This window comes from Rhodoferax sp. LB1P47 (genome assembly GCF_056521445.1).
Genome location: NZ_JBWMAU010000006.1, coordinates 116,525 through 134,702, shown reverse-complemented (window position 1 = coordinate 134,702; position 18,178 = coordinate 116,525). Strand labels below are relative to the sequence as shown.

The 18,178-nt window shown below is 62.5% G+C and carries 19 protein-coding genes; 11 read left to right on the top strand and 8 right to left on the bottom strand.

Translation table 11 applies throughout. The features are described from left to right. Positions 1 to 2: 2 nt before the first annotated feature. The 9 genes from AC0969_RS09500 to AC0969_RS09460 all read left to right on the top strand — a co-directional run bounded on the left by AC0969_RS09500 (position 3) and on the right by AC0969_RS09460 (position 9,054). Entirely contained in the window at positions 3 to 719 is a 717-nt protein-coding gene (locus AC0969_RS09500; RefSeq protein WP_479623894.1) for an amino acid ABC transporter permease, read from the top strand. 1 nt (position 720) lies between these two features. Then, the gene (locus tag AC0969_RS09495; RefSeq protein WP_479623893.1) at positions 721 to 1,389 is read left to right on the top strand and encodes an amino acid ABC transporter permease; all 669 of its coding nucleotides are present in this window, start codon (positions 721 to 723) and stop codon (positions 1,387 to 1,389) included. Positions 1,390 to 1,423: 34 nt separating this feature from the next. Beyond that, complete coding sequence (locus AC0969_RS09490; protein WP_479623892.1) at positions 1,424 to 2,161, top strand: amino acid ABC transporter ATP-binding protein; 738 nt, start codon at positions 1,424 to 1,426, stop codon at positions 2,159 to 2,161. Between the two features lie 180 nt (positions 2,162 to 2,341). After that, a complete protein-coding gene (locus AC0969_RS09485; protein WP_479623891.1) occupies positions 2,342 to 5,041 on the top strand; it encodes a response regulator in 2,700 nt (899 codons plus the stop codon). A 46-nt stretch (positions 5,042 to 5,087) separates the two neighbouring features. Continuing rightward, positions 5,088 to 6,137 (top strand): dihydroorotase, encoded by a 1,050-nt coding sequence (pyrC, locus tag AC0969_RS09480; protein ID WP_479623890.1) that lies wholly within the window; start codon positions 5,088 to 5,090, stop codon positions 6,135 to 6,137. 19 nt (positions 6,138 to 6,156) lie between these two features. Further along, entirely contained in the window at positions 6,157 to 6,954 is a 798-nt protein-coding gene (locus AC0969_RS09475) for an NYN domain-containing protein (RefSeq protein WP_479623889.1), read from the top strand. Further along, entirely contained in the window at positions 6,951 to 7,685 is a 735-nt protein-coding gene (locus AC0969_RS09470; protein WP_479623888.1) for a DUF3025 domain-containing protein, read from the top strand. The genes AC0969_RS09475 and AC0969_RS09470 overlap by 4 nt, the downstream gene beginning before the upstream one ends. 51 nt (positions 7,686 to 7,736) lie before the next feature. Next, positions 7,737 to 8,612 (top strand): protease HtpX, encoded by an 876-nt coding sequence (gene htpX / locus AC0969_RS09465; RefSeq protein WP_479623887.1) that lies wholly within the window; start codon positions 7,737 to 7,739, stop codon positions 8,610 to 8,612. After that, on the top strand, positions 8,605 to 9,054 hold the full coding sequence (locus AC0969_RS09460; protein ID WP_479623886.1) for a GNAT family N-acetyltransferase: 450 nt from the start codon (positions 8,605 to 8,607) through the stop codon (positions 9,052 to 9,054). The genes htpX and AC0969_RS09460 overlap by 8 nt, the downstream gene beginning before the upstream one ends. 198 nt (positions 9,055 to 9,252) lie before the next feature. Here AC0969_RS09460 and dbpA read toward each other — a convergent pair whose 3' ends face one another. Next, positions 9,253 to 10,668, bottom strand: a complete 1,416-nt coding sequence (dbpA, locus tag AC0969_RS09455; RefSeq protein ID WP_479623885.1) for an ATP-dependent RNA helicase DbpA — start codon at positions 10,666 to 10,668, stop codon at positions 9,253 to 9,255. Positions 10,669 to 10,753: 85 nt separating this feature from the next. Here dbpA and AC0969_RS09450 point away from each other — a divergent pair, with 85 nt between their 5' ends. Beyond that, entirely contained in the window at positions 10,754 to 11,911 is a 1,158-nt protein-coding gene (locus tag AC0969_RS09450) for a glycerophosphodiester phosphodiesterase (protein WP_479623884.1), read from the top strand. 144 nt (positions 11,912 to 12,055) lie between these two features. Next, positions 12,056 to 12,466, top strand: coding sequence for a hypothetical protein (locus AC0969_RS09445; RefSeq protein ID WP_479623883.1), 411 nt, complete (start codon positions 12,056 to 12,058; stop codon positions 12,464 to 12,466). Positions 12,467 to 12,512: 46 nt separating this feature from the next. On the opposite strand, the gene slmA is transcribed toward AC0969_RS09445, so the two are convergent. The 7 genes from slmA to AC0969_RS09410 all read right to left on the bottom strand — a co-directional run bounded on the left by slmA (position 12,513) and on the right by AC0969_RS09410 (position 18,173). Then, entirely contained in the window at positions 12,513 to 13,127 is a 615-nt protein-coding gene (gene slmA / locus AC0969_RS09440; protein WP_479623882.1) for a nucleoid occlusion factor SlmA, read from the bottom strand. Then, positions 13,128 to 14,021, bottom strand: a complete 894-nt coding sequence (gene argB, locus AC0969_RS09435; RefSeq protein ID WP_479623881.1) for an acetylglutamate kinase — start codon at positions 14,019 to 14,021, stop codon at positions 13,128 to 13,130. Between the two features lie 19 nt (positions 14,022 to 14,040). Continuing rightward, complete coding sequence (locus tag AC0969_RS09430; RefSeq protein ID WP_479623880.1) at positions 14,041 to 14,517, bottom strand: FKBP-type peptidyl-prolyl cis-trans isomerase; 477 nt, start codon at positions 14,515 to 14,517, stop codon at positions 14,041 to 14,043. A 65-nt stretch (positions 14,518 to 14,582) separates the two neighbouring features. Beyond that, positions 14,583 to 14,852 (bottom strand): type II toxin-antitoxin system RelE family toxin, encoded by a 270-nt coding sequence (locus AC0969_RS09425; RefSeq protein ID WP_479623879.1) that lies wholly within the window; start codon positions 14,850 to 14,852, stop codon positions 14,583 to 14,585. Next, entirely contained in the window at positions 14,836 to 15,066 is a 231-nt protein-coding gene (gene relB / locus AC0969_RS09420) for a type II toxin-antitoxin system RelB family antitoxin (protein ID WP_479623878.1), read from the bottom strand. The genes AC0969_RS09425 and relB overlap by 17 nt, the downstream gene beginning before the upstream one ends. A 149-nt stretch (positions 15,067 to 15,215) precedes the next feature. Then, positions 15,216 to 17,042 carry a DEAD/DEAH box helicase gene (locus tag AC0969_RS09415; RefSeq protein WP_479623877.1) on the bottom strand — a complete coding sequence of 609 codons (1,827 nt, stop codon included), beginning with the start codon at positions 17,040 to 17,042 and terminating at the stop codon, positions 15,216 to 15,218. Between the two features lie 111 nt (positions 17,043 to 17,153). Then, positions 17,154 to 18,173, bottom strand: coding sequence for a pirin family protein (locus AC0969_RS09410; RefSeq protein WP_479623876.1), 1,020 nt, complete (start codon positions 18,171 to 18,173; stop codon positions 17,154 to 17,156). Between the last annotated feature and the right edge of the window lie 5 nt (positions 18,174 to 18,178).

Below are 18,178 nucleotides of genomic sequence, written 5' to 3'. Positions count from 1 at the left end.
TTATGGATTGGCAGGTATTTCTCAACGATGACGGCAGTGGGCGCACCTATCTGCAATGGCTGATGGAGGCGTGGCGCTGGACACTGGCGGTCGCAGGAAGTTCGTGGTTGGTTGCAATGGTCGTGGGTGCCTTCATGGGCACCTTGCGCACCCTGCCCAACAACCCGTGGCTGGTGCGGATCGCCAACGCCTGGGTTGAGCTGTTTCGCAATGTCCCGTTGCTGGTGCAAATCTTCATCTGGTACTTTGTGCTGCCCAAGATATTTCCGCCCATGCAGCAGATACCGGGCTTCGCGCTGGTGGTGATGGCCCTGGGCTTCTTCACTTCGTCGCGGATTGCCGAGCAGGTGCGTGCAGGCATCCAGGCCTTGCCCAAAGGCCAGCGTTATGCGGGTATGGCGGTGGGTTTCAGTACCGCGCAAACCTACCGCTATGTGATTTTGCCCATGGCGGTTCGCATCATTTTCCCGCCGCTGACCAGCGAGTCGATGAACTTGTTGAAGAACTCTTCGGTGGCCTTTGCTGTGTCTATTCCAGAGCTGACCTTCTACTTCACCCAGGTGGGTGAAGAAACCTCGCGGCCTATCGAGGTGTACTTGGCGGTGTGCCTGCTGTACGTGGTGTCCGCTGTCGTGGTGAACCGCGTCATGGCGTTCATTGAGAAAAAAATCCAAATCCCCGGCTTCGTCGTTGCCGGTGGAACAGGCGGGGGGCATTGATATGGGCGGACTCGATCTAAGTTTCTTCAGCTGGGAAATCGTCAGCAAGTTCGTACGGCAAGGTTTCATCTTCAGCCTGCAACTCACCGCGATTGCCACGGTAGGCGGTATTTTCTTCGGCACCCTGCTGGCACTGATGCGCCTGTCGGGCCGCAAGCTGCTGGTGATTCCGGCTACCTTTTACGTCAACGGCATGCGCTCCTTGCCGCTGGTGATGGTGATTTTGGGCTTCTTTTTGCTGATTCCGTTCCTGATCGGGCGGCCCATCGGTGCAGAGCTGTCGGCCATCATCACTTTCATTGCTTTTGAGGCAGCCTATTTCAGCGAGATCATGCGGGCCGGTATCCAGTCCATCCCGCGTGGCCAGGTGCATGCGGGCCAGGCCGTGGGCATGACCTACGCGCAGAACATGAAGCTGGTGATCTTGCCGCAGGCGTTTCGCAACATGCTGCCGATTCTGCTGACGCAGACCATCATCTTGTTCCAGGACACCTCGCTGGTGTACGCCATTGGTGCCTACGACCTGCTCAAGGGCTTCACCACCGCCGGCAAGATATATGGTCGCCCGGAAGAAGCCTATCTGCTGGCCGCCGTGGTGTATTTCATCCTGTGCTTTGGCTTGTCGTACCTGGTTAAAAAGCTGCAAACCAAGATTGCCATCATTCGCTAATTAACGCGCCGTCATTCGAGCCGTGGAGTAAAACATGATTGAAATTAAAAACGTATCCAAATGGTATGGCCCTGTGCAGGTGCTGAACAACTGCAACGTCAGCATCAAAAAGGGCGATGTGGTGGTGGTCTGCGGCCCGTCGGGCTCGGGCAAGTCCACCCTGATCAAAACCGTCAACGCGCTGGAGCCCTTCCAGAAGGGCGAGATCTTCGTCGATGGCATTCCCCTGCACGACCCCAAGACCAACCTGCCCAAGCTGCGCAGCCGCGTCGGCATGGTGTTCCAGCACTTTGAGCTGTTCCCGCATCTGTCGGTCACCGAAAACCTGACCCTGGCCCAGATCAAGGTGCTGGGCCGCACGCCGGACGACGCCAAAGTGCGCGGCCTGAAGATGCTCGACCGCGTGGGCCTGATGGCGCACAAGGACAAGTTCCCCGGCCAACTCTCGGGCGGTCAACAACAGCGCGTGGCGATTGCCCGGGCGCTGAGCATGGACCCGATGGTCATGCTGTTCGACGAACCTACCTCGGCACTCGACCCCGAAATGGTCGGCGAAGTGCTGGACGTGATGGTGAAATTGGCCGGTGAAGGCATGACCATGATGTGCGTGACCCACGAAATGGGTTTTGCGCGCAAGGTTGCCAGCCGCGTGATCTTCATCGACGTGGGCGGCAAGATTCTGGAAGACTGCTCCAAAGACGAGTTCTTCAACCACCCTGAAAACCGCCAGCCGCGCACCAAAGATTTTTTGAACAAAATCCTGGCGCACTAAGACGGGTTGCCGCCTCTCAAAAATCCTCCTGGCCAGGAGGATTTTTTTTGTCGATTTGCACCGTATTGCCAGCAGGTGCAATCGTGTATTCTGGCCGGGCATCCACACAGAGAGTGCCACATGGCCTGAGTAAAAGACGCATCTACCGTGCCCATTGAACCCGAGAACCGCAACCACAGTATGCAGTTGCTCCTGGATGAGCTGGCAGGTCTGCGTCTGCGCCTGGCGCACGAACAGCAGCAACTGGTCGCCGCGCAACAGCAGGTGGCGCAGTGGCGTAGCCGGGCCGAATACTACGAAGCGGCGTTGAACAAAATTCCGTACCCGCTTTGGTACTTGGATGCCGATGCGCGGTTTTTTGGGCAAAACGTAGCCCATGAAATATCTATGGGCAACACCATGGACTTTTTACGCGGCAAAAGCGTTCTGGATCTGCCGTATATCCCGATGGTGCAGCGCATCGCCTACAAGGCGGTAGACGACCAGTTGATTGCCGCCGGAACCTCCCAGCAGCGGGAGATGGAAATTCAATTCGCCGATGGATCGCTGCACGAAACCTTGTTTTTTTCTGCGGGTTTTCGCAAACCGGATGGCAGCCCCGCAGGCATGGTTGGCTGCATGGTGGACATCACGGACCGCAAGCAGGCCGAACGCTTGGTGACCAGCTCCTTGCAGCAGCAGCAAACCATATTTGATACGGTCGGTCTGGGCCTGGCATTCATGGTGGACCGGACTATTGTGCGCAGCAACCAGGCTATGGCAACCATGTTTGGCTATGCGCCCGAGGAACTCAATGGCATGACCTCCGCGCTATTGCATGCCGACGCGGCCGCGTGGGAGAAAACCGGTGCGGACATGATCGCCAGCATCGCCAGTGGCCAGTCTTTCCGCGACGAATGCCCCATGCGGTGCAAAGACGGTAGCCTGTTCTGGGTCAGCCGCCACATTCGCGCCGTAGATGGTGCCGACCTGGGCCGGGGGGCCGTTTGGGTCTGCGAAGACATCACCCAACGCCGCGCCGCCGCCGACGAATTGCAACGCGCCAAAGAAATGGCCGAAGATGCCACCCGCATGAAGTCCGACTTTCTGGCCAATATGAGCCATGAAATTCGCACCCCCATGAACGCCATCATCGGCCTGCCGCACCTGGCGCTGAAGACCGACATGACCGATCGCCAGCGCGACTATGCCCAAAAAATCCAGTCTTCTGGCCAGCACCTGCTGGGCATCATCAATGACATTCTGGACTTCTCCAAAATCGAAGCCGACAAACTGACATTGGAAACCACCGAGTTCGCGTTGGAGCAAGTGCTCGACACCGTGTCCCACCTGATGGCCGAAAAAATGGGTGCCAAAGGCCTGGAGCTGGTGTTCGACGTGGCCCCCGAGGTGCCCAACTACTTGCTCGGCGACCCGCTGCGCTTGCGCCAAATTTTGATCAACTACGGCAGTAATGCCGTTAAATTCACCGAACAGGGCGAAATCAGCCTGCAAGTCCGCATGCTGGCCGACGATCCCGAGGGCCTCTTGTTGCACTTTGCCGTCACCGACACCGGCATGGGGATGACCCAGGTGCAAATGACCCGCCTGTTCCAAAGCTTCTCGCAGGCCGACACCTCCACCACCCGAAAATTCGGCGGCACGGGCCTCGGTTTGGCAATTGCCAAAAAACTTGCGGGCTTGATGGGCGGCGAGGTCGGGGTGAGCAGTGAAGTGGGCCAAGGCTCCACCTTCTGGTTTACCGCCCGCTTGGGACGCGGACAAGCCACTAGCCGCGCGGTTGCGCCACTGATCGACCTGCGGGCGCTGTCGCCGCATGCCCCGCCGCGCCCTCGGGTCGATGCCATATCCACCCTGCAAGCCCAGTTGGTGACGCTGGCGGGTGCCCGCATCCTGCTGGTTGAAGACAACGATATCAACCAGCAAGTCGCCTCAGAACTGCTGCAAGATGCGGGCTTCATCGTCGAAGTGGCCGACAACGGACAAATCGCCATCGATAAAATCCAGGCCGCCGTCTTTGACATTGTGCTCATGGACATGCAAATGCCCGTCATGGGTGGGGTGCAGGCCACACAAGAAATCAAGCAGCTGGGCCGGTTCAACCACATCCCCATCGTCGCCATGACGGCCAACGCCATGCAGGTCGATCGCGATAAATGCCTGGCGGCCGGCATGGTCGATTTCGTCACCAAACCTATCGAACCCGAGGACCTGTGGCGCGCCCTGCTGCAATGGGTGCCGCCGCGCCACCGCACCCCGCCTGAGCCCGCCACCGCCCCCGTCGCGGATGTGCTGCTGCCCCATGCCATCGACGGGCTGGACATGGCCACAGGGCTGCGCTGGGTGCTGGGTAAGAAACCCCTCTACCTGTCGATACTGCGCAAATTTACCGCTGGGCAAAGCGATGCCCCGGCGCGTATCCAGCAGGCCCTGGATGCGCCGGATGTGGCGGCTGCCGAACGGCTGGCGCACACCCTCAAAGGGCTGGCTGGCAACATCGGCGCGGCGGCCCTGCAAACACTGGCCGGGCAGCTTGAACACGCCATCCACACCCGCCAGCCGCCGGCCGACACCGCCCCCTTGCTGGCCCAGACCCGGCGCGTGCTGGATGCCTTGGTGAGGCAACTGCATGCGCAGCTCGGTTCTGAGCCCCAGGCCGCCCCGGCTGCCGCGATAGACCACGCCGCCCTGGCCCCCGTGCTAGCCCATCTGGAGCGCTTGCTGGCCGAGGATGATGCGGATGCCGCCGAGGTGCTGGCGCACAACGCCCGCTTGCTGCAAGCGGCTCTGGGGGCGGACTACAACGTGCTGGCCAGCGCCGTAGCCACATTCGACTTTGAAACCGCGCTGGCCGTGCTGCAAAAAGCTGCGGCGCAATAGCCCGCAGGGGGGCGGGCAGCCAGCGCGGGCTGCGACAATTCAACCCATGACCACCGCCACCCCCACCACCACACTCACCATCACCCGCCCCGACGACTGGCACCTGCATGTGCGCGATGGCGATGCCCTGCACACCGTGGTGCCGCACACCGCCGCCCAGTTTGGCCGCGCCGTCATCATGCCCAACCTGCGCCCGCCGGTGACCAGCACCGCCCAAGCACTGGCCTACCGCGACCGCATCCTGGCCGCTGTGCCCGAGGGTATCGCCTTCGACCCGCTGATGACCCTGTACCTGACGGACAGCCTGCCGCCCGACGAGATTGCCCGCGCCAAGGCCGCCGGCATCGTCGCCGCCAAGCTCTACCCCGCCGGGGCCACCACCAACAGCGACGCCGGCGTGACCGACCTGCGCAAGGTCTACAAAACCCTGGAAGCCATGCAGCGCGCCGACATGCTGCTGCTGGTGCACGGCGAAGTCACCAGCCCCGACATCGACCTGTTCGACCGCGAAGCCGTCTTCATCGACCAGCAACTTATCCCGCTGCGCCGCGACTTCCCCGAGCTGAAAATTGTGTTTGAGCACATCACCACCCGTGAAGCCGCCCAGTACGTGCGCGATGCCGACCGGTACACCGCCGCCACCCTCACCGCCCAGCACCTGCTGTACAACCGCAACGCCATCTTCACCGGCGGCATCCGCCCGCACTACTACTGCCTGCCGGTGCTGAAACGCGAAACCCACCGCCTGGCGCTGGTGGAGGCCGCCACCAGCGGCAACGCCAAATTCTTCCTGGGTACCGACAGCGCGCCGCACGCCACCCACCTGAAAGAGCACGCCTCGGGCTGCGCAGGTTGCTACACGGCGCACGCCGCCATCGAGATGTACGCCGAAGTCTTCGACAACGCCGGTGCTTTGGACAAGTTGGAAGCCTTCGCCAGTTTCAATGGCCCCGCCTTCTACAGCCTGCCGCGCAACACCGGCACCATCACCCTGGCCCGCGAAAGCTGGACCCCGCCGGACAGCTTTGCCTTTGGCGAAGCGCAACTCAAGCCCCTGCGCTCGGGCGAAGCCCTGCCCTGGAAACTGATTGGTTAACCCACTTGGAGTGCTGAACATGCAAATCACCTCTTCCCTGCAAGGCCGTGGCGGCGTTGCGCTGCTGATCGATGCCGACAACCTGAACTCGCCCGAGTCGGTGGAAGAGGCCTTGCGCCGCCTGACCGAGCTGGTCGGCCCGGTGGCGATACGCCGCGCCTACGGCAGTGCCGAGAACCTCAAGGGCCTGGCCACGGTGATGCGTGATCTGGCCATCCGCCCCATCTTGAACGACCCGCTGACCAAGAACACCACCGACATGCTGCTGGCCGTGGACGCGCTCGACCTCTGGTACGAATGTGCCCCCTCGGTCATCGCCATCGGCACAGGAGACGCCGACTTTGCCCCGCTGGCCCTGCGCCTGCGTGAACGCGGCGTGCGGCTGATCTGCTTCTCGCAAAAAACCAAGCTTTCGCCCGACATCCGCGCCTACTACGAGCAGGTGTTCATCGTGCGCTCCAAGAGTGCAGCGGATACGGAGTCCGCACCCAAAGCCAAAGCGCCACCGGCCAAAAAGACCGCCCCGCGTGCCAAAGCGGTGCCAAAGCCCCGTCCGCCCGCTCCGGCCCCTGTTGCCGCTCCCGTTGCGGCACCCGCCAAGCCTGCGCTGACGGATGCTGTCGCCGCCATCCTGGCCGTGGTGCCGGGCTTGCAAGACGGCCAAACCGTAGCCCTGAACGATGCCGTCAAGCTGCTGCACGATGCCAAGCTGATCGGCAAAAACGGCTCCTCCATCAAGTTCTTCAAAAAATACGCCGCCCACTTTGAACTCAGCCCCGAGACCCAGCCCACCCGGCTGCGCTTTCTGGCGGGATGAGCCTGCCGGACATCGACTGGTCCGCCCCCTGGCTGGCCCCGTACCACGCGCGGGGTAGGGCGGTGGCCGCGCAGGCCCACTTGGGCATCGCAGTCGCCCTGAACGCTGCCGCCCCCGCCCCGGTGCAGTTCGTGCCCCAGTCCGCGCTGCCGCCGGGCGAGGCCTACGAGCACTTCATCTTCCACACCCGCCAGTGCCCCACCCGCGACAACCTGCACGACTTCTTCAACGGCCTGTGCTGGCAGCATTTTCCGCACACCAAAACCCGGCTCAACCAGTTGCAGGCGGCGCAGATTGCCGCCGACGGCGTACAGCCCCTGCGCGGCCCGGTGCGCGATGCGCTGACGGTGTTGGACGAGAACGCCGCCTTTCTCATCGCCCCGCCCGCGCTGTGGGAGGCCCTGCGGGTGCAAGACTGGCAGCGGCTGTTCGTCACCCTGCGGCCTCTGTGGGCCGATGCCCAATTGGTCTTGTTTGGCCACGCCTTGCTGGAAAAGCTGGTTTACCCACGAAAACCGATCACTGCGCATGTTTACTGTGCGCAGGTAGCTATCAATTCAATAGTAAATATGGATGCCGCCATCGCGGCGCAGCTCAGCGCCGCCCACCTGGGCTGCAAGCCCTTTTTGCCCTTGCCGGTGCTAGGCGTACCGGGCTGGTGCGAAGATAACGCCCAAGCCGACTTTTACGCCGATACCGCCGTATTTCGCCCGCCGCGCCAAACAGCTTGAACTGTTGCGCAGCAGCCGCATCTAACACCCCATAAATTCCACGGAGAACCCATGAAACGCATCCTTTTATTTGTCCTGACCAACGTGCTGGTCGTCACTGTGCTGGGCATCGTTGCCAGCCTGCTGGGGGTCAACCGCTACCTCACGCCCAACGGGCTCAACCTCGGCTCGTTGCTGGGCTATGCGCTGGTGATGGGCTTTGGCGGGGCGATCATTTCGCTGCTGATCAGCAAGCCGATGGCCAAGTGGACCTCGGGCGTGCGCATCATTACGCAGCCGCAAAACGCCGATGAAGCCTGGATCGTGGAGACCGTGCGCCGCCTGGCCGACAAGGCCCAGATCGGCATGCCCGAAGTCGGCATTTTCGACGGCGACCCGAACGCCTTTGCCACCGGCGCGTTCAAAAACTCGGCCCTGGTAGCGGTGTCTACCGGCCTGCTGCAAGGCATGACGCACGAAGAAATCGAAGCCGTGCTGGCCCATGAGGTGGCCCACGTGGCCAATGGCGACATGGTCACCATGACCCTGATCCAGGGCGTGATGAACACCTTTGTGGTGTTTTTGAGCCGCGTGATCGGCTATGCGGTAGACAGCTTTTTGCGCAAGGGCGACGACCGCAGCAGTGGCCCCGGCATCGGCTACTTTGTTTCCACCATCGTGCTCGACATCGTGCTGGGCTTTGCAGCCGCCATGGTGGTGGCCTGGTTCTCGCGCCACCGCGAATTCCGCGCCGATGCCGGAGCCTCGCAGCTCATGGGCCGCAAGCAGCCCATGATCAACGCCCTGGCCCGCCTGGGTGGCCTGCACACGGCCGAGCTGCCCAAGAGCGTGGCGGCCTTCGGCATTGCCGGGGGAATTGGCCAACTGTTCTCCACCCACCCACCCATCGAGCAACGCATCGCCGCCCTGCAAAACGCCAATGGCTGAACTGCGCTTCCAGTGGGCGCGGCTGGGGGATTTGAGCGCGGTGGATTTCCATGCCGCGATGGTGCAGCGGGTGGCGGTGTTTGTGGTGGAGCAAAACTGCGTCTACCAAGAGGCCGATGCGCTGGACCCGGTGGCGTGGCATCTGCTGGCGTGGTCGGGTGACCAACTCGCCGCCTATCTGCGGGTGGCCGACCCCGGCAGCAACTACCCCGAACCCTCGCTGGGCAGGGTGCTCACAGCGCCCGCGTTTCGGGGCCAGGGCTTGGGCCAGCAGCTGCTCACAGAAGCCTTGGCGCGTTGTGCGGTCACCTGGCCCGGCCAGCCCAACCGCATCAGCGCCCAGCAGTATTTGCTGGAGTTCTACCAGAGCTTCGGTTTTGTGCCGGTGTCCGAGATGTACCTGGAAGACAACATTCCGCACGTAGAAATGCTGAGGTCTTAGCACACCCCCAGGCTTGCCCACTGCGTGTGGCCGCCAACCCCCTTGCAGGGGGCGATACCAGTGGCCCGGCAAAGCCGGTTCCACGGTATCTTTGGGGGCGCGTTCTGTCTGCACGCGATGTATGGTCTGTGACAGAGTTACGTTAAATTTGATAGCTACTAGCGCAGGTGGTATGTGCGCTAGAGGCCAATTTGATGCTTATTCGTCCACACCCGTCATCAGGCGCACACGCACGCTTTTTCCTTTGATTTTTCCGGCGTTCAGCTTGCGCTCGGCTTCAACGGCGATGCGGCGGTCTACCGCCACGTAGGTGGAGTATTCGTTCACATTGATCTTGCCGATCTGCTCGCGGGTGTAGCCTGCGTCGCCAGTCAGCGCGCCCAGCACGTCGCCCGCGCGGATCTTCTCTTTTCTTCCGCCGGTGATTTGCAGCGTCATCATCGGTGGGCGCAGCGGCTCTTTGCTGGTGGGGGTCAGCTCCTCCAGCTTGTGCCATTCGGATTCGCGGTTTTGCAGCACCTCGATCTTGCCGACAAAGCCCATCTCGTTCATGGATGCCAAATTCAGCGCCAAGCCCTCGGCCCCGGCGCGGCCGGTGCGGCCAATGCGGTGGATGTGCACTTCCGAATCCGGTGTCACCTCCACATTGATCACGGCGGCCAGGTCGGCAATGTCCAGCCCGCGTGCGGCCACGTCGGTGGCTACCAGCACGCTACAGCTGCGGTTGGCAAACTGCACCAGCACCTGGTCGCGCTCGCGCTGTTCCAGCTCGCCGTACAGTGCCAGCGCGCTGAAACCTTCGGCTTGCAGGGCGGCTACCAGGGCACGGCATTGCAGCTTGGTGTTGCAAAACGCCAGCGTGCTGGCCGGGCGGAAGTGGTTCAGCAGCCGGCCCACAGTGGCCAGGCGCTCGGACTTTTCCACCTGGTACCAGCGCTGGGCAATTTGGGTGGTGGCGTGCTGCGCCTGCACGGTGATGCTCTTGGGCTGGCGCATGAACTGCTGGCTCAGTTTCTCAATACCTTCGGGGTAGGTGGCCGAAAACAGCAGCGTCTGGCGCTCTTTGGGGCATTGCTTGATGACGGTGGCCATGTCTTCAAAAAAGCCCATGTCCAGCATGCGGTCGGCCTCGTCTAGCACCAGGGTGTTCAGGGCCGACAGGTCCAGGTGGCCGCGCTCCAGGTGGTCCATGATGCGGCCGGGCGTGCCCACCACGATGTGCGCGCCGTGCTCCAGGCTGGCGTTTTGCCCGCGCAGGGCCACGCCGCCGCACAGCGTCACCACCTTGATGTTTTCTTCGGCGCGGGCCAGGCGGCGGATCTCAGTGCTCACCTGGTCGGCCAGCTCGCGCGTGGGGCACAGCACCATCGCCTGCACGGCAAAGCGGCGGGCGTTCAGATTCGCCAGCAGAGCCAGGGCGAAGGCGGCGGTTTTGCCGCTGCCGGTCATGGCCTGGGCGATCAAGTCTTGCCCCAGCAGGGCCAGCGGCAGGCTGGCGGCCTGGATGGGGGTCATCTGCAAATACCCGAGCTGCTCCAGGTTGGCCAGCATGGCGGGGGCCAGGGGCAGGCTGCGGAAATCGGTGGCAGAGGGGGGCGTATTCGGTGTAGTCATACCCCGATTATCGTGGGCCAGCGTGTAACACCGTTGTCATCCGGTCTGTCTAGACTGGTTTACACAACTTCACTTGAACACAACGATGCACAAAATGACCGCACTGGCGCTTGCCGCCGCCGCCTTGCTTTCCGCCTGTGGCGATAGCGAACCTAGCTACAAGACGCTGGACGGACTCAAACCCTTGGTGGTGGGCCACCGGGGCGCAGCGGGCTACCGGCCCGACCACACGCTGGAAGGTTACAAGCTGGCCATCGACCAGGGTGCTGACTTTATTGAGCCCGACCTGGTGGCCACCAAAGACGGCGAGCTGATCGCCCGCCACGAACCCAACATCACCGGCACCACCGACGTGTCCACCCGCGCCGAATTCGCCAGCCGCCAGACCACCAAGGTGGTCGATGGCGTGTCGGAAACCGGCTGGTTTGCATCCGATTTCACTCTGGCCGAGATCAAAACCCTGTACGCCAAGCAGCCCCTGTCGGACCGCAGCGCCGCCTACAACGGCATGTACCGCATTCCCACCCTGAAGGAAGTGCTGGACCTGGCCAAGAGCGAAAGCACCCGCCTGGGCCGCACCGTGGGCGTGTACCCCGAAACCAAGCACCCCACCTTCCACGTGGGCTTGAATTTGAAGCTGGAAGACCGCTTGCTGGCCATTCTGGATAGCTATGGATACACCAAAAAAGACTCGCCCGTCATCGTGCAGTCGTTTGAAGTGTCCAACCTCAAATACCTGCGCACCAAAACCGCCGTGCGCCTGGTGCAGCTGATTGATGCCGACGATGTGAACCTGGCCGGCCAAGTGACCCTGGCCGCCCCGTACGACAAACCGTACGACTTCGCCGTAGCCAGTAACGCCGCCACCTTCATCACCATGCTGACGCCAGCGGGCCTGAAAGAAATCAAAACCTACGCCGACGGCATTGGCCCCTGGAAGGTCTACATCCTCAGCTCCAAAGGCACGGATGCCAATGGCGATGGCAAGGCCGACGACGTGAACGGCGACGGCGCAGTCGATGAGCGCGACCGCACCCTGCTGCCCGCCACCAGCCTGGTGGCCGATGCCCATGCCGCCGGGCTGACCGTGCACCCCTACACCTTCCGCAGCGAAGCCAAGCGCCTGGCCTCCGACTACAAGGGTGACCCCAAGGCCGAATACACCAAGTTCTTCCAGCTGGGCGTAGACGGCTTGTTCAGCGACTTCCCCGACACCGCTGTGGCCGCCCGCAACGCCTTGTAAAACGGTCAGACGCGTGCAACATCTGTGGGTCGGGTTTGTGCCTGAACGCAGGTGTTGCCGCTTATTTAACCGGGGGTGGTGGCGGTTTCAAAGCGTTTGGCCGGACCAAACTGCGCCACAATGCAGCAAATCCCCGTAATCGCTATGGAATTGCAATACCAACTCAAAGGCGGCAGCTACTACCTGTACGACATGGACACGCCTCCGAGCGCGGTCACGGGGGAGCGTCGCTTTCGTTTGAAGACCGACACGGTCGCCATTGCGTTTGATGTGAGCACCGGCGAGCTGCACCAGCACGGCAACCCCACCCGCATCCAGTCTTGGGCGATGGGCGCTCGCCGCAAGCTGCGGGCGGCCGGGGCGCAAGACTACGCCAATGACATCGTGGTGGTGTCCGGCCCGCTGCCGGTAGACGAGCTGAACAAATGCCTGGGCATTGACGGCTACTGTGGCCGCCTGTTTTCGCGCTTGGCCAGTCTGCCGCACGGCAAGTTCAACACCAAACCCTATACCAAACCTACCGCCAAGCCCTTCAAAGCCGCTACTGCCGCTTAGGCATTAAATCGGCCTCTGGCGCATATCCCTATTGCGCAAGCAGCTATTAATTGGATAGCAACTTGCGTAGGCTTGCATCCAGCCGCTCGGTGGGCAAGCGTTGAAAGCCCGAGCGGGTAAAGCGCTGCAAGCTGCCCATCGCAAATGCCACCAGCACCGAAGCCTGCACCTGCGTATCCACCGTCGGGGTGTCGCTGGCCGGTTGCGCTGCCCGCAGGCACTGGCGCAAGGTGGCCTCGATCTTGTCGAAAAACAGGTTCATGCGCTGCTGCAAGCGTTCGTTTTCAAACACCAGCGCGTCGCCCACCATCACCCGGGCCATGCCGGGGTTCTTTTCGCCAAATTGCAGCAGCACCGAGACGATGCGCCGGGCTTGCAGTGCGCCCTCTGCATCACCGGCGGTGGCCACAATCTGGTTGGCCAGCGAAAACACCGACTGCTCGATGAACTCGATTAGTCCCTCAAACATCTGCGCCTTGCTGGCAAAGTGCCGGTACAGCGCGGCCTCGCTCACGTCCAGCCGGGCCGCCAGCGCGGCGGTGGTGATGCGCTCGGCACCCGGTTGCTCCAGCATGGCCGCCAGGGTTTGCAGAATTTGCACCCGGCGTTCGCCCGGCTTGGGGCGCTTGCGGGGGGCTTCTTCAAGGACATCCAGCGCCATTTAGTGGGACCGGATCATGGTGCCGAAGGCCTGCTCGGTCAGGATCTCCAGCAGCAGCGCGTGCGGCACGCGGCCGTCGATGATGTGCACGGCCTTGACACCGCTCTTTGCGGCATCCAGCGCACCGGCAATCTTGGGCAGCATGCCGCCCGACAGCGTGCCGTCGGCAAACAGGCCGTCGATGTCTTGGGCGGTCAGGTCGGGCAGCAGTTCACCCGCCTTATTGAGTACACCGGGGATGTTGCTCAGCATCAGTAGCTTTTCGGCTTGCAGCTCAATCGCCAAGCGGCCCGCCACCACGTCGGCGTTGATGTTGTAGCTGGTGTTGTCGGCCCCAAAGCCGATGGGGCTGATGACGGGGATAAACGCGTCGTCTTGCAGCGCCTTGACCACGCTGGGGTCGATGCTCTCGATGTCGCCCACCTGGCCGATGTCGTACTGGATGTTGGGGTCTTCGTTGTCTGCCAGGCGCAGTTGCTTGGCGCGGATCATGCCGCCGTCACGCCCGGTCAGGCCCACGGCCTTGCCACCGGCCTGGTTGATCAGGCCCACGATGTCTTGCTGCACCTGGCCCGCCAGTACCCATTCGACCACTTCCATGGTCTCGGCATCGGTGACGCGCATGCCCTGGATGAACTGGCCCTTTTTGCCCAATCGCCCCAGTGCCGCCTCGATTTGCGGGCCGCCGCCGTGCACCACCACCGGGTTGATGCCGACCAGCTTGAGCAGCACCACGTCTTCGGCAAACGCCTGTTGCAGCGCCGGGTCGGTCATGGCGTTGCCGCCGTACTTGATGACCATCGTTTTACCGTGGAACTTGCGGATGTAGGGCAGGGCCTGGGCCAGGATGTCGGCTTTGTCGCGGGGGGCGATCACGGCGGAAGGGGTGGTCATGGTGCGGTTTCCTCAGAAATTAATGGTGGTGGCCGTGCTCGCCATGTACGTGTTGGTGGGTAATCTCTTCCTCGGATGCCGCCCGCACGCCGGTCACGGTGACGGTAAAGCGCAGCGCCTTGCCCGCCAGCGCGTGGTTGCCGTCCAGCAGCACCTGGTCGCCCTTGATCTTGACCACGTTGTAGATTTGCTCGGCACCGTCGTCGTTCACCCCTTTGAGCTGGCCGCCCACCTTCACGCCGGCCGGAAACTCGCTCTTGGGGATGCTGCGGGCCAGCGATTCGTCGCGCAGGCCGAAGGCATCTTCGGGCTGCAAATCCAGCGTCACGGCGTAGCCCGCCACGCGGCCTTCCAGGGCGGCTTCGATCTTGGGCAGGGTGTTGTTGTAGCCACCGTGCAGGTAGACCATCGGGTCTTTGGGCGCTTCAATCAGCAGGCCTTTGGCATCTGCCACTTTGTAGCGCAGGGTGACGGCGGTGTTTTTTTCGATTTTCATGGGGTCAAAAGTATCAAGAAGGGAGTGGATGGATAAGGTACGGGGCGTATTCTCGTGCACGCGATTTACCGGTAGACCTCGCGGCGGTTCCCAATTCTCAGCACCAAGATGAGCAGCGCACCGTCCTCGATACAGCTGATCACCCGGTAGTCACCTACGCGGTACTTCCAAAATTCACCTAACTTGGAGCCCTTGAGGGCTTCGCCAATGCTGCGTGGGTCGTCCAGCACGGCCACGCGGTCGCGCAAGAATTGAACAATCCGTTTGGCGACCTGTCGGTCCAGCTTTGCCAGGTCCTTCGCGGCCGCATCGTCAAATTTAATTTGCCAGGCCAAGGCTGCGCTCCACATCTTCTAGGCTGTGGGTTTTGCTGCGATTGGCCCGAATTTCAACCAAGCGCTTCTCGGCAATGTACAAATCTTCCAAGTCATCCAAATGCTCGCGGATGGCCTCGACCATGTAGAAAGTCTTGCTGCGCCCGGTGAGTTGCGCCAAATCTTGCAGACGTGTGGATACATCATCGGGGAGGCGAATGGAAACAGCGCTCATAGTGAATTTCTCCTTAATGCAAACTGCGCTACAAGTATCGCGCATGCCAACATGGCGCGCCACAAGAACCCCATTTTCGGGTGGATTCAATGGGTATAAATTTATATGATTTACGGCTCTAGCGCATATAGAAACTGCGCAAGCAGCTATTAATTTGATTGCAAGGCCAGCGGGGCCAGCCGCTGACCAAAACTGCCATCGCCACTCACGGTAACCACCAGCTGGTGCGTGGCGCGGGTGGCGGCGACGTAGAACAGCTGGGCTTCGGCGCGTTCATCTGCCGTTTTGGTGGGCATCTGGCCGACGCCGGGCAGGGCTACCACGGCAAATTCCAGCCCTTTGCTGGCGTGCATGGTCATCAGCTTGATGCTGTCGGCCAGCGGGTTGAAGTTGTGGCTGCCCGTGCCCCGGCGCAGCTGGAAGGGCAGTTTGCGCATCCGCAGCGGGCGGGCCAGCTCATCCAGCTGCCAGTGGTGGTGGCAAAAAATCGCCATGTCGCCCCAGGCGTGGCCCTGTTGGTGGGCGGCCACCAGGGCATCGGCCACGGCGCTGGCCTCGGCACGCAAATGGGGCAGGCGGATGATCTGCGGCGGCGGGCCTTCGCGGCCACAGCTGACCGGACGCAGCAGCGGGATGCCGTCGTCGTCCATGTCCTGGGCGGACAGCAGCTCGGCGGCGATCAGGCTGGCGGTGTGCAAAATCTGCTGGGTGTTGCGGTAGTTGATCTTCAGCACCGTGGTGCGGCCCTGCGCCTGGATGCCCACGCTTTTGAAGCTGAACTGTTTACTACGGGCGCGCTCATAGATGTTTTGCGCGTCGTCGTACAGCACCAGCAGGCTGTTGGTGTGCGGGTCCACCATTTGGGTGACCAGCTTGAACCAGGCAGGTTTGAAGTCGTGGCCCTCGTCGATCAATATCGCCTGGTACTGGCCCGACGGTATCTGGCGGCGGTCCACGGCGCGGACCACATGCTCCACCAGTTCGTCCGAGAAAACGCCACCATCGTGCGGCAACGCCTGCCCGTAGGCTACCAACTGGTCGTAACACCATTTGTGGAAATGCCGGGCGTGCACCCGGTCGGCAATGCCCTTGGCTGCCATGCTGGCGGCCAGCTTGCCTGCCAGCGGCTCGTTGTAGCAGAGCACCAGCACCGGTTTGCCCTCGGCAGCGGCGCGGGCCAGGTACTCGGCGCGGTAGCCCAAGATCATGGTCTTGCCTGAGCCCGCTACGCCGTGGATCACCCGGTGGCCGTCGCCCAGGCTGCGGGCCAACTGCTCTTGCTGGATGTCCATCACCCGCATGATGCCGGGCAGGTCGGCATCGTCGTCTTGCGGAGCGGCTTGCTCCGGTACCCGCACCTCGGGGAACAAAATCCAGCGCACCCGGTCGATCTGCGGCAGCGACAGCGCACCGCCCAGCATGTCGTACGGGAACATATCCCACAGGCGGCTCTGAAACTCCTCCGGGTCCACGCCTTCGGTCATCTCGTCCGAGCACACCACCCGGTTCGGTGCAATCGCCTGGTCCAGCCCGGCATCGGTAAATTGCTTGCGGGTGATGTGGCTGAACACCACGCCAAAGCTCCACGGAAAGCGCAGCTTGCCCTGGTGGCGGCCATCGGCTTGCACCAGTGGCGGGTCGCGCTTAAGGGCATCGACCACCTGCAAGGCGTAGTGGCGGGCCTGTTCAATGGGGTTGTCTACGGTTTTGGGATCGCCGCCGGGCAGGATGTCCCAGGTGCTTTTATTGGCCCGAACGATGGTAGCCAGCCGCCAGTCTTTCACCTCCAAAATCAGCAGCCCGCGCCGGGGGTGCAGCACCACAAAGTCGGGGTGGCTTTGGCGCGGCCCCACCGGCACGTCAAACCACAGCAGGTAATCGGCATCCAGCTTGGCCTCCAGCCGCTCCGCCAGCCGCCGCTCGCCCTGCGTCATACGGGCCACGCAAGCGCTGAGTGCGGGAATCAAAGTGGCCATAGCAGAGGGAGGGTGGTGGAGAAGCAGGCATTATGGGTGAAGCATAAAAAATGCCCGTAGCCCTTTGTCTAATTGCGTCAGCAGCTATAAAAATAAATAGGGGTCAGACCCCTATTTATCCGCCAACACCTTCTCCCCGCCCAGCATTTGCGTAAACCGCGCGGGGTCGCGGCCGTGTACCGGCTCGGCGTCGCCCCAGGGCCAGCCGCCGAACTGGGTGCGGCGGTAGTCGGCCATCGCCTGTTCGATTTCGGCGCGCGTGTTCATCACAAACGGGCCGTACTGGGCCACCGGTTCGTTCAGCGGGCGGCCTTGCAGCAGCAGGCATTCGCTCATCGCAGGGCCGTTGACCAGTTCCACGGCCACCCCGGCGTGCAGGCGGATGGCGGCGTGGTGGGTCACGGCTTGCCCATCTACCACCAGCGATTGGCCCTTGAAGAAATACAGCTGTCGCTGGGTCTCTGCGCCCAGGGCCGCAGGCAGGGCCCAGCGGGCACCGGGGGCCAGGGTGATGGTCCAGATGGCGACATCGGCCTCGGGCTGGGCGGCCCAGGAGTCGGGCGGTGGGGCGGGTGGATTCGCGTCGGCCAACCTGCCCGCCGTTACCAGCACCTCGGTGGTCAAACCCGCCGCGTCGGTGAAGGTGGTGCGGGGCACTTCGTGTTGCCAGAACATGGTGAAGTGCGGCGCGACCATCTTGTTGCGGGCGGGCAGATTCAGCCATATCTGGAACAGCTCCAGCGGATTCGGCGCGCCGGTGTCGAGCAGCGGAAACATCTCGGCGTGCACGATGCCCGCCCCGGTGGTCAGCCACTGCACGTCGCCTGCGCCGTAGCGGGCGCTGGCCCCCAGCGAATCGGCGTGGTCTACCAGCCCCTGGCGGACGATGGTGACGGTCTCGAACCCCCGGTGCGGGTGCGGCGGAAACCCCGGCACCACATCGCCGTGGTACATGCTCCAGCCGTCCTTGCGGCTGAAATCTTGCCGGATGGCGCGGCCTGCCAGCGAGGTGGCCGGGCCCATTTGCGGGTTGGCCTGCGGGTAGGCATCGTCGTGGTAGGCGCAGAACAGAAACGGGTCGATGGTGGGCCAGGGGAAGCCGAGGGGCTGGACTTGCAGGATGGCGGGCATGCGGT

Coding starts and splice junctions, on each gene's coding strand:
- AC0969_RS09470 (WP_479623888.1), top strand. CDS start 6,951: ATGAGCCTGCCGGACATCGACTGGTCCGCCCCCTGGCTGGCCCCGTAC.
- AC0969_RS09410 (WP_479623876.1), bottom strand. CDS start 18,173: ATGCCCGCCATCCTGCAAGTCCAGCCCCTCGGCTTCCCCTGGCCCACC.
- argB (WP_479623881.1), bottom strand. CDS start 14,021: ATGACCACCCCTTCCGCCGTGATCGCCCCCCGCGACAAAGCCGACATC.
- AC0969_RS09490 (WP_479623892.1), top strand. CDS start 1,424: ATGATTGAAATTAAAAACGTATCCAAATGGTATGGCCCTGTGCAGGTG.
- AC0969_RS09495 (WP_479623893.1), top strand. CDS start 721: ATGGGCGGACTCGATCTAAGTTTCTTCAGCTGGGAAATCGTCAGCAAG.
- AC0969_RS09485 (WP_479623891.1), top strand. CDS start 2,342: ATGCAGTTGCTCCTGGATGAGCTGGCAGGTCTGCGTCTGCGCCTGGCG.
- dbpA (WP_479623885.1), bottom strand. CDS start 10,668: ATGACTACACCGAATACGCCCCCCTCTGCCACCGATTTCCGCAGCCTG.
- htpX (WP_479623887.1), top strand. CDS start 7,737: ATGAAACGCATCCTTTTATTTGTCCTGACCAACGTGCTGGTCGTCACT.
- AC0969_RS09430 (WP_479623880.1), bottom strand. CDS start 14,517: ATGAAAATCGAAAAAAACACCGCCGTCACCCTGCGCTACAAAGTGGCA.
- pyrC (WP_479623890.1), top strand. CDS start 5,088: ATGACCACCGCCACCCCCACCACCACACTCACCATCACCCGCCCCGAC.
- AC0969_RS09475 (WP_479623889.1), top strand. CDS start 6,157: ATGCAAATCACCTCTTCCCTGCAAGGCCGTGGCGGCGTTGCGCTGCTG.
- relB (WP_479623878.1), bottom strand. CDS start 15,066: ATGAGCGCTGTTTCCATTCGCCTCCCCGATGATGTATCCACACGTCTG.
- AC0969_RS09460 (WP_479623886.1), top strand. CDS start 8,605: ATGGCTGAACTGCGCTTCCAGTGGGCGCGGCTGGGGGATTTGAGCGCG.
- AC0969_RS09450 (WP_479623884.1), top strand. CDS start 10,754: ATGCACAAAATGACCGCACTGGCGCTTGCCGCCGCCGCCTTGCTTTCC.
- AC0969_RS09500 (WP_479623894.1), top strand. CDS start 3: ATGGATTGGCAGGTATTTCTCAACGATGACGGCAGTGGGCGCACCTAT.
- AC0969_RS09415 (WP_479623877.1), bottom strand. CDS start 17,042: ATGGCCACTTTGATTCCCGCACTCAGCGCTTGCGTGGCCCGTATGACG.
- slmA (WP_479623882.1), bottom strand. CDS start 13,127: ATGGCGCTGGATGTCCTTGAAGAAGCCCCCCGCAAGCGCCCCAAGCCG.
- AC0969_RS09445 (WP_479623883.1), top strand. CDS start 12,056: ATGGAATTGCAATACCAACTCAAAGGCGGCAGCTACTACCTGTACGAC.